Origin of the sequence: Vibrio sp. Y2-5 (genome assembly GCF_014596725.1) — a bacterium.
In the GTDB taxonomy this organism is placed as follows: Bacteria; Pseudomonadota; Gammaproteobacteria; order Enterobacterales; family Vibrionaceae; genus Vibrio.
Genome location: NZ_JACVEG010000003.1, coordinates 1 through 13,940 on the forward strand (window position 1 = coordinate 1; position 13,940 = coordinate 13,940).

The 13,940-nt window shown below is 43.0% G+C and carries 18 protein-coding genes; 11 read left to right on the top strand and 7 right to left on the bottom strand.

What is annotated here, in order from left to right; genetic code table 11:
* Window positions 1-4: 4 nt before the first annotated feature.
* A complete protein-coding gene (locus tag HUO09_RS09315; protein ID WP_188234145.1) occupies window positions 5-388 on the bottom strand; it encodes a DUF3693 domain-containing protein in 384 nt (127 codons plus the stop codon).
* Between the two features lie 125 nt (window positions 389-513).
* On the opposite strand from HUO09_RS09315, the gene HUO09_RS09320 reads away from it, so the two are divergent.
* The 9 genes from HUO09_RS09320 to HUO09_RS09360 all read left to right on the top strand — a co-directional run bounded on the left by HUO09_RS09320 (window position 514) and on the right by HUO09_RS09360 (window position 7,112).
* On the top strand, window positions 514-732 hold the full coding sequence (locus HUO09_RS09320) for a hypothetical protein (RefSeq protein ID WP_102942168.1): 219 nt from the start codon (window positions 514-516) through the stop codon (window positions 730-732).
* Window positions 716-1,858 (top strand): replication initiation factor domain-containing protein, encoded by a 1,143-nt coding sequence (locus tag HUO09_RS09325; RefSeq protein ID WP_188233798.1) that lies wholly within the window; start codon window positions 716-718, stop codon window positions 1,856-1,858. The genes HUO09_RS09320 and HUO09_RS09325 overlap by 17 nt, the downstream gene beginning before the upstream one ends.
* Window positions 1,855-2,208, top strand: coding sequence for a DUF1293 family protein (locus tag HUO09_RS09330; RefSeq protein WP_167412642.1), 354 nt, complete (start codon window positions 1,855-1,857; stop codon window positions 2,206-2,208). The genes HUO09_RS09325 and HUO09_RS09330 overlap by 4 nt, the downstream gene beginning before the upstream one ends.
* Window positions 2,208-2,408 carry a hypothetical protein gene (locus HUO09_RS09335; protein WP_188233799.1) on the top strand — a complete coding sequence of 67 codons (201 nt, stop codon included), beginning with the start codon at window positions 2,208-2,210 and terminating at the stop codon, window positions 2,406-2,408. The genes HUO09_RS09330 and HUO09_RS09335 overlap by 1 nt, the downstream gene beginning before the upstream one ends.
* A gap of 17 nt (window positions 2,409-2,425) precedes the next feature.
* A complete protein-coding gene (locus HUO09_RS09340; protein ID WP_188233800.1) occupies window positions 2,426-2,623 on the top strand; it encodes a major capsid protein in 198 nt (65 codons plus the stop codon).
* A 70-nt stretch (window positions 2,624-2,693) separates the two neighbouring features.
* A complete protein-coding gene (locus HUO09_RS09345) occupies window positions 2,694-4,253 on the top strand; it encodes a virulence factor TspB C-terminal domain-related protein (protein WP_188233801.1) in 1,560 nt (519 codons plus the stop codon).
* A gap of 1 nt (window position 4,254) precedes the next feature.
* Window positions 4,255-4,584: a DUF2523 domain-containing protein gene (locus tag HUO09_RS09350; RefSeq protein ID WP_042487053.1), complete on the top strand. Its 330-nt coding sequence runs from the start codon at window positions 4,255-4,257 to the stop codon at window positions 4,582-4,584.
* A 12-nt stretch (window positions 4,585-4,596) separates the two neighbouring features.
* On the top strand, window positions 4,597-5,925 hold the full coding sequence (locus HUO09_RS09355; RefSeq protein ID WP_188233802.1) for a zonular occludens toxin domain-containing protein: 1,329 nt from the start codon (window positions 4,597-4,599) through the stop codon (window positions 5,923-5,925).
* Window positions 5,925-7,112 (top strand): type II secretion system protein GspD, encoded by a 1,188-nt coding sequence (locus tag HUO09_RS09360; RefSeq protein ID WP_188233803.1) that lies wholly within the window; start codon window positions 5,925-5,927, stop codon window positions 7,110-7,112. The genes HUO09_RS09355 and HUO09_RS09360 overlap by 1 nt, the downstream gene beginning before the upstream one ends.
* A 157-nt stretch (window positions 7,113-7,269) precedes the next feature.
* Here the strand turns inward: HUO09_RS09360 and HUO09_RS09365 are convergent, their stop codons facing one another.
* From HUO09_RS09365 to HUO09_RS09375, 3 genes are all read right to left on the bottom strand, one after another.
* Window positions 7,270-7,929: an MAE_28990/MAE_18760 family HEPN-like nuclease gene (locus HUO09_RS09365; RefSeq protein ID WP_188233804.1), complete on the bottom strand. Its 660-nt coding sequence runs from the start codon at window positions 7,927-7,929 to the stop codon at window positions 7,270-7,272.
* Window positions 7,919-9,019: a DUF262 domain-containing protein gene (locus HUO09_RS09370; protein ID WP_188233805.1), complete on the bottom strand. Its 1,101-nt coding sequence runs from the start codon at window positions 9,017-9,019 to the stop codon at window positions 7,919-7,921. The genes HUO09_RS09365 and HUO09_RS09370 overlap by 11 nt, the downstream gene beginning before the upstream one ends.
* A gap of 484 nt (window positions 9,020-9,503) precedes the next feature.
* Window positions 9,504-9,884: a DUF3653 domain-containing protein gene (locus HUO09_RS09375; protein ID WP_188233806.1), complete on the bottom strand. Its 381-nt coding sequence runs from the start codon at window positions 9,882-9,884 to the stop codon at window positions 9,504-9,506.
* A 244-nt stretch (window positions 9,885-10,128) separates the two neighbouring features.
* On the opposite strand from HUO09_RS09375, the gene HUO09_RS09380 reads away from it, so the two are divergent.
* Complete coding sequence (locus tag HUO09_RS09380) at window positions 10,129-10,722, top strand: hypothetical protein (RefSeq protein ID WP_188233807.1); 594 nt, start codon at window positions 10,129-10,131, stop codon at window positions 10,720-10,722.
* Window positions 10,723-10,792: 70 nt separating this feature from the next.
* On the opposite strand, the gene HUO09_RS09385 is transcribed toward HUO09_RS09380, so the two are convergent.
* From HUO09_RS09385 to matP, 3 genes are all read right to left on the bottom strand, one after another.
* Entirely contained in the window at window positions 10,793-11,164 is a 372-nt protein-coding gene (locus HUO09_RS09385) for a regulator (protein ID WP_188233808.1), read from the bottom strand.
* A gap of 158 nt (window positions 11,165-11,322) precedes the next feature.
* Complete coding sequence (locus HUO09_RS09390) at window positions 11,323-11,640, bottom strand: DUF3634 family protein (protein WP_188233809.1); 318 nt, start codon at window positions 11,638-11,640, stop codon at window positions 11,323-11,325.
* A 10-nt stretch (window positions 11,641-11,650) separates the two neighbouring features.
* Complete coding sequence (gene matP / locus HUO09_RS09395; protein WP_042482429.1) at window positions 11,651-12,100, bottom strand: macrodomain Ter protein MatP; 450 nt, start codon at window positions 12,098-12,100, stop codon at window positions 11,651-11,653.
* Window positions 12,101-12,266: 166 nt separating this feature from the next.
* Here matP and HUO09_RS09400 point away from each other — a divergent pair, with 166 nt between their 5' ends.
* Window positions 12,267-13,910: a Lon protease family protein gene (locus HUO09_RS09400; RefSeq protein ID WP_188233810.1), complete on the top strand. Its 1,644-nt coding sequence runs from the start codon at window positions 12,267-12,269 to the stop codon at window positions 13,908-13,910.
* The last annotated feature ends 30 nt before the right edge of the window (window positions 13,911-13,940 follow it).

A 13,940-nucleotide genomic window follows, 5' to 3' on the forward strand; every position in this document is an offset into this window, starting at 1 on the left:
AAATCTAATTAATTTGATTTACCATAAGGCGAAATAATGCGTACTCGTTAATCGATTGTTGAAACACACCGTATCCCATAACAATTGCTCCGTAACTCATTGAAAATCTTTGTAATCCATACTTACTGAACTTTTTTGCCATACGCTCCCAGACCTCTTTTGAGATCACACTTTTGCTGCGGTCAACGTGACAGCCAATCAGTGCCAGTTCTGGTGCTATTTTTGTTTTTTCTGCCATAAAAATTGCTTGTTCATCAGACATATAGCGCTTTCCTTTGCGAAAATCACTGATTCGTTGCTTTGGAATGTCCAAATCCGCTGCTATTTGCTGGTCTTGTTCATAGTTTTGAGCCTTTTTATAGGCTTCAATTAGTAAGTTTTGGTACATCACATATTCTCCATTTTTATCATTTCAGGCTAAAAATCAGCAAATTGAGCCTATTGCATTCACCATTTTTGGTTACTAATCTCTAGCGAAACACAGCAATTCGATTATAGGCTGGGATTCGATAAATGCTCAAGCTCACCACCAAGATTTACTATGACTTACTGCCCGATTATTCGGTTTCCGTACTTGTGTACGGCTCAACCGAATGGGACGTTTTTCGCAGTATGAATCATCTGTGTGCTTGGGCTGACGCCGAAATCCCGCATTACGAGTTGGTGGACATCACCAACACCACCGCACAACAACGCATGAACTTAGGGGTTTTCGATGGCTGTCAGTATTGATTACCTCTGTTTCACAATGAAAATAAAGGATTTGCGCCACTGTGCTCGCGCTACGTTCATGGACACACATCAGCATGACCCTGACGTGAAGAAAAAGTCACGCCGTAACACTTTGATGATAAATCCGCTTGCGCGTTTCTTTCCTCAAGAGCCGGTGTTTGATACTGACTTTAGAGCCAACAGCATTGAAGACATCGAAGCCTATCGCGAATTCTTCCGCATTCAGTTCACCGATTATTTAGATCGTTGTTTACGTATCTTCACCACGCACGTGCTCGGGTTAACCATGAACGCGCCTCGTGGATTTGGTTTTCAGTTCTACACCGAGTCGATGAAACTCACGACCGCAGACGGTGAAGATTTTTGCGGCTTCGTTGGGATTGGTGGCAACCAAGACACGGTGCACTTTCAAATTAATGGCACCGGCTGCAAACACGTGTTTTCTAAAATCTCATCTTGGGAGCTGCACGGCTGGTTATCCAATGTGTTAGGCGTTCAACAATTGGCGCGTCTGGATTTGGCTTACGACGACTATCACGGCTTGTTTGATTGTGACTATGCCTTAAAAGCCGCTTATGAGGATGCGTTTAGAACCGCTTCCCGTGGTATTTCTCCAACGGTCAACGAGAACCACAAATACCGCTTTGGTGAACATGGCGCGAAACATTACAGCCAAGAAATGGTCACGGTTGGCTCTCGAACCTCACGCATTTACTGGCGTATCTACAACAAGGCGCTTGAGCAGAATCTGGCGCAAAACGGCATGGTTTGGTATCGCACCGAGTGTGAGCTGAAAAAATGGGATGTCGATGCCCTATTAAATCCTGATGGCGCGTTTGCCGCGTTGAATGCCTTTAGTGCGTCTATAAGTAGCGCACCCGCCTTTAATACCAAGCCTCGCCCTGAAAAACGAGTGGCGTGTGATGTGTTAACGGCAGCCTATTGGATGCGCCGCCAGTACGGAAAAATCCTCAATTCGCTGATTGAAGAATTCAACGGCGATATTCCCAAGGTCATTGGATTATTGCAACGGGACGGGCGCAAGTTCAGCTTTCCCGATACCTATTCCGCATTCATCCAGTCCATTACAAACCGGTCAGTCGACCCATTGGAGTGTAAATCATGAGTAAAGGTGTATTTGTGTTAGGCGTGGACATCATTTGGAACAGTTTTCGTGGTGATGGTGCACAGCTCAATATCTCGCGTCCCCTACGTGAAATCAACGTGGAGAAGTTCAAACGCCGCACATTGGGTGAATCTGGCGATGTGAATCCGCAGTTTGACCACCCTATTCAGCTTGATTACCAGTACGCACTCAAGCTGGAGAAAACCGGCGCATTAGTGCCTCGCCGTGAGTACGAATTGAAAATGGAAATCAACCCGAACGACCCATTATCGGGCGCTATCGTGACTGAGTTGGTACCGATTGATGATGAAATCAAAGCGCATTTTAAAGCCTCGGGCATGACCAAGTAATGAGCCTTAATTCAGGCACTTATCTCATTACTTGTGACAATAAAGACTGTTCTACCGGCTACCAATTGGTGACGCTGGCTGAGGTAAAAACCGAGCTTACGCCGCCGTATATGACCCTCGACCAACTTAAACAAGTGATGCCTGAAACCGTGTTGTTTCTCGCCATTTGTTGGTGTTGGAAGAAGATTAACCACCACTAAAAAAAGGAAATAATCCTATGAAAACGATGAATGTAAAACGTGTTGTCTTGGCTTCGGCTTTTGTTATGGCTTCTGGCGCGGCATCTGCTGCGGCTCCTGACGTAACAAATGCTGTAGCCAGTATTGGCGAGTTTGGCGTGGTCATTGGCACGCTGGGCGGCGCTTATCTGTTGCTCACCATTGCGAAAAAAGCATGGGGCAAAATCGGCGGTTAAAGTTGCCTTTGCTTGCTAACTCAAGGGCTGTCTATTCAGCCCTTTTTTGATCGAACTTGAGGGTTAAAGGATGGCACGTTATGACGTTAGAAATGTATGTAATTACAGTGTTCTTATTGGGCTTATTTGTACTGCATTCCTGATGTGGACACCGTTTAGCTCAGCCCAAGACACCGCACCTCATTGGGAAAAAATACAATCAAACTCCCCTGAGAAATGTCGAATGAGAGCTTACTCTAACGACAGTATCAGTGAATTAGAAGACAGATGTATAAAAGACATTGAAAGCTTTCTACAGGCTTCTAACAGTAGCCGCCCAGCCCACTGGGTGTACCTTTCGGATTTATACGGGGGCACAAGATATGAACGTCTATATGTTGGGTATCGGAACATTGACCTCTATGTTTTGATAGATAGCTATAAGACTCAGCACTGTGAGGTTGGAGAAAAGCCCGTTTATCCAGCTATCGATTGTGAACAGAAAACCACCTGTGATTCACCCGACATTCAACAAGATTTTCAACAAGCGCAATACGCTTGTCAGATAGGCAATCCCAATACTCAGTTATGGGAAACCGATTATCGATGGTCATGCCAGGATGTGGAGGGACAAAAAACACCGAACCTCTCTTCAAGCTGTAACTATACCCCTAACGGTTGCATTGTGGGTTTAACGTGTGAGAAAGCACCCAAGGATGTCGCCTATTGTGACCCAAGCAAAGAAACCTGCGCCCTACCGCCACAAACCGAAAAGACCGATGAACCTATTCCTGAGTTACCGCCTCTTGATGGCTCCAAGAACGGTGCCGGTAGTGGCTCAACTGGCACCGGCGCACAAGTCCCCACAGAAAACCCGAACTTCTGCGATTTGAATCCGCAGCTGTGTGAAAAGCAGCAGCAGCCAGAGCCGACACCTGAGCCGAATCCTACACCGACTGAAAAGCCCGACAGCCCTGAACTCTCCGCTGGTGACAACGCGATTGTCGGGGAAGTCTCGCTCTCTAATCAGCATCTGGAGAACGTCAACAGCAACTTGAAAAGCCTCGGCGGTCAGCTGCTTGAGCAGCTCTCGCGTGGCAATGAGTTTTCCCAGCATCAACTTGGGCTAATGCGTGAAATGCTGGAGCATCTTATCCAAGGCGATAATAGTGCAGTCATACCGAACGAGACCGGCAAAGAAGAAAAGCCCAAAGAAGAACAAGAAAAAACCGACCCACCAATGGCCAACGCCGATTGTGATCAATCGATATTTGAGTGTCGTGGTGATGTCATTCAATGCGCCCTGCTCAAAGTTCAGTATGAAGACACCTGTACTGTTGCCGAATTCGCCCAGTTAGAAGAAGCATTTAAAGGTATCAAGTTACTCAACAACGAAGCGTTAATAGTGCAAAACGAAACCGTTGATTACTCACGCATGAATAAAAAGTACTTAAGCAACGGTGTGTCGTTTGGTAGCGGTGCCTGTCCTGCCCCTGAGCGTATTTCGTTTCGTGCCTTTGGTGACAGTAAAACCATTGAGTTTAAGTTTGATCCCGCTTGTCGCTATGCGGAGCTATTACGCCCCCTATTGATCGCCTTTGCGTGGTTAACGGGTCTGTTCATCATCGGTCGCACACAAGGAGCCGTTTAATATGCAGTATTTCATTGGATTTCTAGCCACGGTGCTGGTTCCGCTCATTCCCAGCATTGCAAAAGGTCTAGCAACGTATGTCGCGCTCTCGGTCGGGTTCTCTTTGGTCGCTTACACCGGCGTATCGGTGGCGATGGATTCGATTGCCGATTACATACAGTCGAACATGAACGGCGTCACTCCGAAACTTGCCGCGCTCATGGCAATGGCTGGCGTGGATACCTATATCAACGTGGTGCTCACTTGTGTGGTGTTCTCGTTCACGTTAAACGGGTTAATGTCTGCTACCGGCTATCGTCCTTCATGGCGTAAACCGGTCGACCCAGCATAAGGAGCCTGACCAATGTTGCACGGTTTCAGTGGTGGCATGGGGACAGGAAAAAGTCTTAACGCCATCAAGTTTATCATCGAGAACGACAACTTCGCCGACCGCCCTGTGTTCTATCACGGCATTCGGGTGATGCTGCTCGACTACAACGTGTGTAACAGCTTTCAGGGCTGGCTCTATGGCGTGTATTTTCCAGCAAACAGTCACAACAAAGAGTTAGAAGCGAAACTGTTACGCATCGAGACTGAGCAACGTCTGGCAACCCTAGAAGATTTGCCCTATCTGGGTTTTCACTACAAGAAGCACGAACCGTTTAAGCAGTGGCTTTACTGGTTCAAGAAACTGGCATCCCCTAAGCGCCTCGCCTCGTTTAAAGAAGCCTTAGCCGTGCTTGAACTCGATGAAGAGTCGATAACTTATCAAGACATTGAACACCTGAACCTATCTTGGACATCGTTTGATGATCCAACGGAAATCCACACGCTTCCTGCCGGTTCGGTGATTCTGGTCGATGAAGTTCAGAACATTTGGGGCAATCGCACTGCCGGTAAAACCGTATCGCCGGACGTGAAGTTCGTGACCACGCACCGGCACAAAGGCATTGATTTGGTCTACATCTCTCAAGACTTCAAAGACGTTGACCAAATCATCCGCAGACGTATGCAGTATTACGTCCATTACGAGTTCATCGGCGGTGACTGGCTGCATCGATACTTTCACATTGAAGGCTTTGACCCAGCCAATAAAACCGAGCTTGCCAAAGCCGAGAAAGAGAAAGTCAAACGCGATAACAAATACTATGGCGTGTATCTCAGCTCGATTAAGCACACACAAAAGGTCAGGCTCGACCCGCAGTTAAAGAAAGGCATCATCGGCTTAACCGTTGGCGTGTTGGGTATCAGTGCAGCGGCGTTCTACCTCTATTCGTGGTTTCAAAAACAGGTCACACCGCCCACGGTCGAGACTGTTCACAGTGAAGCCCCAGCCCCCGAAAGTGCCGAAAATACGGAAGACTTAAAAATACTGGATATAAACACAGTATATATAGAAAAGTTCCTTCCGCGCTTAGATTCTTTGCCGTTCTCCGCGCCGGTGTATGACGGGCTCACGCTCGATGCGAATCACTATCCTGAACTCACTTGTGTGATTGTTAGAAAGCAATGCAGCTGTTTCACCCAACAAGGCAGCGCTTATGCCATGCAAGATAGCGCCTGTTTTAACATTGCTCGCTATGGCTACTTTGACCCATTTGAGGCTTCAACCGAGAACAATCAACGCCGTAAAACAGCCCGAAATCGCACAAATAGTGACAATGTCACGCTTAATAAAGGTGGACTCTATTAATGAAACGTATTCTTGCCCTCGCCTTACTGTGCCTCGCTTCCCGAGCCTTTGCCTTTGAAGCAAACCTAGCCGGTAAGACGCTCAATGAGTTCTTTATTATTTCAAGCAAAGTGTTTGATAAGACCATCATCGTTGACCCGTCTGTAAACGGTGACTTGAAGCTCTATCAAGCCTCGGGTGCGGCGAACTTTCGTGATGTGTGGTTCAGCGTCATGCGCGCTCATAACCTTACTTACATTGAATCAGGTTCCATCATTCGCGTAGACAAACGCAACAAACTCACCGGCGGCAATGAAATCGTCACGCGCACGTATAAGCTGCTCTATCTCACCGCCGATGATTTACTGGAGCCGCTGAGAAAGTCTCTGGTTGTTCAATCGTCCGTGCTCGATGTACCTGATGTGACCAACGTTGACAGTATCATTGCTGGCTCTGCGTTGATGATTACCGCGCCCAAATCGATGCACAGTGACATTGCCGAGTTTATCGATACAGTCGACAAGCCACTTAAACAAGTGAAGATACGCGCTGTGATTGTGGAAACCGTTGACGGTGACTTACGAGACTTAACGGTGAATCTCGCCGCTGGTGCCGGTGCGATTAAGACGGCGTTTGATGGCTCGGCAATTGCGTTCTTGACCGGCTCTCCCAACTTCACCGCGACCAGTGATGATTTTAATGCGTTTGTGCGTTGGATTGAGTCCAACGATAAGACCGAGATATTGAGCCGCCCTGAAATCAGTATCCTGCACGGTCACAGTGGATTGATTAGTGTTGGTCAGGAGCTGCCTATCATCACCGGTTCGTACACCACTGAGACAGACGGAAGCAGCAAACCGTTTCAGACTATCGAGCGTAAAGACGTAGGCTTATCGCTTTGGGTGCAACCTATGATTGGTTTGAATGGCGATATTAAACTCAGGATAAAACAAGAACTTAGTCGTGTTGATAAATCCGTGGAAGCCAGTGACATTGTCACGAGTAAGCGACAAATCGATACCGTTCTCACGGTCAAATCCGGTCAAACTATTGCGCTTGGCGGCATGATGGCGAAAGATTCACAAACCGTCACCATGAAAGTGCCGGTGCTTGGTGATATTCCCTATCTAGGCGTTTTGTTCCGTTCTGAGTCGGAGAAAACCAGCAATAGGACACTTGATGTAGTGTTGTATGTGGAAGAAACATAGATATGCGTACTTTTTTAAGCTGTTATTAACTTATACAAGTACATATCGTCTTGAGGTGATATCTAAACAAATAAAACAATACGTTATACCAACTATTCAATATTAAATGAGTAATTATACTGAAGCACTCTTTTAGAATAATGTCGTATAACAGTAGTCATACGACATAACCCTCAAGCTCGACATGATTTATGATCATACTTTCAAAATGATTAATTAGACCATTAATTCGGTCAAATAAATCATTAAACTGAGTAGAGTCGATGTAAAGATCTGGGTTGTATTCGGTTCTTTCTCCGTGTGCAATAGCATTTCTATATTTTACAAGTTTATGGTCAATATCACCTTGATGGTTTTCAAAGTGTGTTGGGTCTAGTCCAACCATGCTTAGCAAATCAATTAATACATCTTTAGTTAGGTTACTTTTTGTATCGACTCTAATTTGAACATCAATTTTAAACTTTTCACCATGGAATGAATTTAAAATTGAGTCGACAGCCGAAAAATAAGCACTCACTTTTTTGGGTGGAAAATGCCCATTGTATTGCTCAATTAGACCTACAGCCAAAAAATTTGGCTTTAGGTCACTATACTTGTGCGCCTTAAAGTTAAGGTATGTAAAGAACGCCTCACAACCTTTTTTTACAAAACCTTCCCAATGTGAATAGAGCAGCAAAATGCCAGCTCTAACAAGCATATCCTGATGGGCGTCGCGAGATTGATGAATCAGTGACTTCATGTTGGAAAGTTCCTTTCTCCTCCATGCTCGCTCAGCTTGAATTACATCAAGAAATTGTTCTTTGCTTTTAATTTTCATTCATGAATAAGCTTTTGGCTAGGGGAACTATTTTAGGCCAGCGATAATTTGCTTTTGAGCCAGAACCGCTGTATTTCGTAAATACATAATTTGTCCCTAATTCATTACTAATTTTTCTAAGTAGATCTGGTAGTAATGCTTCATCATGACCAGTTTTTAAATAAAGGTATGTTCCAACGGCAATAACTTCAAAAATTGAAAGTTGAAACCCTCCTTTGAAATCTACGCCCACTTTTCGTTTAAAAGCATTGTCAGACAGAGTTGCATTAATAATACGAAAAGTTTTCGCTAAATGTTGTTTTTCATTATTCCAGTTCATCTCACCATCAGAAAAGAATTTTAGCTTATCTGTTAGAAAGTCTGAAACGTCAGGTATATTTTTTAATTCATCATCAGGAGTGTTTGCTAAAGCTAAAAGCCTCAGAATTAGCTCCATTTCATAGCGTTCTTCATAAAGTCGCTCTGTAATACTAATGGTTTCATTGAAGTTCTGATCCTTAGAAAGATCGACGAGGATTTTATAAAAGTCCTCGTTTAACATAATTAGTAAACAATTGCGGACTTCTTGGTCAGAGAGTTGAGATCCTCCAGTATTCAGTCTTTGAAATAACTCAAACTTCGTACTGGTGTCGCTTTCTTTTTTAATTATTTTTATCTCGATTTTTTCTCTTTTAAACAAACGCTTAAGAGAGGAATCAAAACGATTATCCTCATTGTGCCATGTAACTCCTTCAAGAAGCGGAAGGTATTCTGTAGCAGAAAGTTTTAAAGCTTCTTCTATTTGACCTTGTTCATTTTTAAGCTCATTCATGAAACTTAAGATAGTAGCAATTCTTTGGAGACCATCGACTAAGTCCCAAACTCCATCATCGCGCTGAGCAACAAAGATCGACGGCAATGGAATGCCTAGTAAAATTGATTCTATCAGCCTTACCTTTTGACTTTGAGACCACCGGAAAAAGCGCTGAAAGGCTGGATTTATCTCCAAGTCACCATCTTTATATAGATTGACTAGTTCACCAATTGACATCGGATAGGAGTCGGTAAAGATTTCTTTGCGTTTATCTTCTATCTGGGAAAGTAGAGTCATTGTGAGTTCCATAAATTTGTTTGATAACAGTTTAAATCTCACAGGTAATGAAAACAACCAATTACTTGCAGACCTAATTGGCCTTGGTAGTCTTGTTTTCAAGTTGTATGACCAAACCGTTTACGCTCGTCCCGCAGGGATAAGGGAGCGTCTCACGCGACCGATGCACCAAGCCCACGCAAATGCTGAGTGTCTCGTGTCGTCAAATGGCGCGGAGCTTCCCTAGTCTTCTGATGGCAACAAATTCCCCCTTACTGCCAAGCCAAACGACCTAATAACCTAAAACGCCAAAAGTTGCTCATAGCTTTGCAGCATACGAATAGCGGCTTTCCGTCTTACAGTTAAAGCGCAATTACGATTGAGTGTGTGCTCGGAACGAGCGCACGCACAAGCGTGATGCGCTTGAAGGAAAGGCAAAACCCCCGAATCTGTATTACGGGGGTAAATTCCACCGAACTATCGGCGTTCTCTGTTTTGGGGACGTTTAGCGTCTCTCTAAAACTAATATCTTCGCTACAGCTCTAGCGAGTCTTAATAGCTTTGAGCTAGTTTGAAAAGTTTCTTGGCTTTGCCCATACATGAGCGCTTGAGCTAAAAGAATTTGTTGAGGTGCAATGGTTTCACCGGTGGGTGTAACGATATGATCATGGGATATTTTGAAATCTTCCCAATTCTTTTTATGGCTAATAATCCTTCCTGCACTAAGCCTCATCAGACGGCGACAGCAATCAGGAATCGGGCGACCGTTATCCCATGCTTGTACCGTTTTTATGTTCTTACAACATAGTTGAGCTGTTTCTTCAATAGTCAGACCACATTCGAATTGGCGGAAACGTTGGTTTTGATTGGCTATTAACCTTTTCATTTATAACATACTTCATAAAAAAGGCTGCCTTATACCTGAGTTGTCTTTTAACCGCCTAATCAACTAGGCTCTTGTTCGAGCTACATCAAAAAAATAATACATCGCCTTACGTAATGGTACATCGTGCTCTTAATCACAGATTTAGATGTAAGCATAGAAATCATATTAAAAACAGTTACTAAAAGAGGATGAAACATATTGAAACTACTACTTTGTTACTAGGATTGATATATGGAGTAGCGCGATGCCAACATTAAGCATGTCTGACTTTTCACTGGTAGTAGTTAAATCTGGATCTCCCAAAAAAACTAAGATCAAGCGACTATCCCATCGCGAAGATTATGCCCACTACCGTGATTACTATGGTCCACTTAGAAATGCTATTAAACACCTTTTTACTGGCAAACGTCACATATCCCATCTCTATGCCATTTGTAATAAACAAAGCGGCTCAAAAAAATTAAAGTATGAGCTAATTGCCAATACGTTCAGAGATTGGCAATCGGGTAAGAATATACAGGCCTTCACCTCAGAAAGAGACTATTACCATTACTCCCAGACGGATATAACTTGTAACCCAGAACTGCATTTAGTCATTGCTGGGGTTCACCGGCTCGTTAAGCTACATTTCAGTAGCAGCGATAAGATGACGCAAGAGAGAGCAAACATTATGTGTGCATTAATGGAAGATACTGTGGGGCAAGATGGGTTTGAATACGTTGTTTTAGACCTCACGAACGGAAAAGAATACTCGTTCAACGGGAATTACGACAAAGTATTTGAAAGGATCAACAATGAAATAAAAAATATTGAAAACCTATGGGAAGATGAAGATTAGTTAGTTTGCACTTAAGTAGGTAAAGCGATTTAGCAAAGAAACACATTATTGATAAATCGCCTTCGTCTATTTATCGGGCTACTTTAGAATTGTTCAACATTTGGGCTAATGCTCGAGCGTAACGCAGAACTTTTGATGTGGTTTTCAACTCCAGTTCAGACTGAATAGCTAGCAGTCCGATACCAATAACGATTTGTTGAGGAGAGACTAACTGACCGGTAGGAATTTCGAGTCTATCGTGGATCACTTTGAACTGCTGCCAGCACTCAAGATGGCTCAATTGACGACATTTCGCTAAACGCATAAGCCTTTTGCATTCTGGAGGGATCATATGCCCTCTATCCCAATCCGTGACAGTCCTCGCACTTTTGAAACACAATTCAGCCGTTTCTTCGACGCTTAACCCACATTCGAATTCTCGAAAAAGTCGATTTTTATGCATGTCTAGACACTCCCATTGAGAAAGTGTATAAAAACATCGTTCTATAAGATTTTGTTAAATAAGGGAAATTTACCGTAACGGGACATAATGCGCACTTAGATATGGTAAAGATAAAGCGCCTAATTAGCACCTTATCTCTATGATTTATCGTTATTTATTCAACGGCTCTTCTTAGTTTTATCACCAGAACTCTTAAATCCTTGATGCGGAAATACGTTGCGAATTCGTTGTTGAACTTTTTTAGGAACTTGCTCTGTAAATACTAATTTCATGCCTGTACGTTGCTGATATACCTTCATTTCACCGCTAAACGGCGTTACTTCTGCAATCTCAGCGACGTTATGTTTAAAAGTTGGAGGAAAATGACCTTTTACTTTACTTAAAGTACCATCTTTAAAAGTAACTTTAAGTACAGGCCTATCAACAGCTACAAGCCAGAAAATGATTAAAGCAGCGATTAAAATTACGTACAGCATGAGTTAACTCCTAATTAGATAGCAACTTACTCAAATCTTCTTTTAAGTTTGACACAGCTTTGCTGGCTTTCTCACTTCTAGATGCTTCGCTGAGAAGATATTCAATTGCGTCTGACAACGTACATCCCAACTCATTAGCTCTAGTCGAAAGCTTTTCCCAAACTTGATAATCAAGATCAATCGACTTCTTACGTGTATGGATTTGCTCTGCATTAAAGTGACGTTTACGTTTTGCTCGAATGGCTTGCTTCAGCTTATTATCAAGCTCAGGAGCCATATTCTTTTCAATCCATTCCAGAACCAATGTAGGTTCATGTTCAATCGATTTCAATTTCTGTATGGCAGCATCCGCTTCACTACGATCAAGATGGCAAGTAATTGATTCACCATCTTTCCACTTCTTAATCAAATACTGCCATTTCCAACCACATTCTAGGTTTTCAAGCTGTTGATATTTCATATGAGGCAATCCATTAAAAATCAGGGTGACAGCGTAACCCAACCCGATTTTATGTTCAAATTAATCCTAACAAAAACTAGAGGAAGATCATTCATCATGTGTGCTATTCGAACTAGTGGTTTTTCTATATAATTCTTTGTCTCTTAACAATCAATTCAGTAATTCAATGACTCAAGATATTTGGCGCCTTGCAACTCCCCAGTACGATGAATTTCACGTTCAACTCGAACAGTACCCTAACCTACAGCCGATCTCGCTAATCGATACTCAATCTAGGTTAACAAAAGCAATCGACAGATTTCTAAACATTAGAGGATTTAGCCGTGTCTTGATTGTTAATGCCCCTGACAATTCAATATACCGCTCTTTGCTAAAAGAAAAATTGGAAAGCATGGTTGAAGACAAACCTGTTGTTTCAACCGAATCTCTTGATATGGAGGCAATTTTAGGACAAGTAAAATCCGAAAATGGTCATGTTGTCTCTAAATCTAAAAGCCTGATATCACAAGCTGATGGCGGTTATCTTATCGTTTCCGCTAATTTGCTTTTAGCCAATCCACGCCAGTGGCCTATTTTGAAATCAGCCATTCTTGGTACGCCCGTTGCTCCATTTAACTGTGATCCTAAATCAATTATCGAAGATGTAATCTACAGTCAATATGATGTGAAATTAATTGTTGTTGGCGATAGAAGCCAACTCGGTGATGTTGATTTTCTTGACGCGGATATTCACTCCGGGCTTTGCATTTACAGTGAGTTAGAGCTGGATGTAAAGATTGATTCTGATTCGATAACCCAATATTTATCATTTGTTAAATGGCTATGTGATTACTACGCACTTCCTCAGCTAAGTATTAAAGCACTTGTAAGCTTAATGACTGCAGGAGCCCGATATACGGAAGATCAACACTATGCACCACTGTGTGTTATGTGGCACAGAGCTTTATTAGAAGAAGCAGCTATAGAAGCAAAAGGTGATGTAATTGAAGCTATTCACCTAGATACGGCAATAGATGCACGTCATTACAGAGAATCCTACTTACCTGAACGGGCTTTAGACGATATCCTCGACGGACAAGTGTTTATTGAGACTCAAGGTGAACAGGTTGGTCAAGTTAACGGCTTAACGGTTGTCGATATTGCTGGACACCCTGTTTCTTATGGCGAGCCTGCGCGAATTTCCTGTGTTATTCACTTTGGTGATGGTGATATCGCTGACGTAGAGCGCAAGGTTGAATTAGGTGGAAACTTGCACGCTAAAGGCATGATGATTATGCAAGCCTTTGTGAGTAGTGAACTTGATTTAGACGTCCCTCTTCCTTATTCAGCATCTGTTGTTTTTGAGCAGTCATATTGTGAAGTTGATGGTGACAGTGCATCTTTAGCTGAACTATGCTCATTAGTCAGTGCACTTTCTGAATACCCTATTAATCAGCAAATTGCCGTTACGGGAGCCGTAGACCAATTCGGCCGAGTACAAGCAGTTGGTGGTTTAAATGAAAAAATTGAAGGCTTCTATCATGTTTGTCAACATCAAGGATTTACTGGTGAACAAGGTGTGATCCTTCCTCAAAGTAATTTGAAACATTTGGCTCTTCATAAATCTGTAGTAGAAAGCATTAAGAATGGAGAGTTTCATATTTGGCCAGTGTCACATGTCGACGAAGTTGTTCCTCTTGTGATGGGTAAACCATTCAGAGGCGAAGATGAAGACAGCGTAATTAGCAAAATTGCAGAACGTATTGAAAATTTTGAAAAACATGTTCAGCCAGTTGGGTTTGTGGAACGTATCAAAAACTGGTTTGTTTAGTACTGATCGGAGTTGTCTGGCGTACACGTG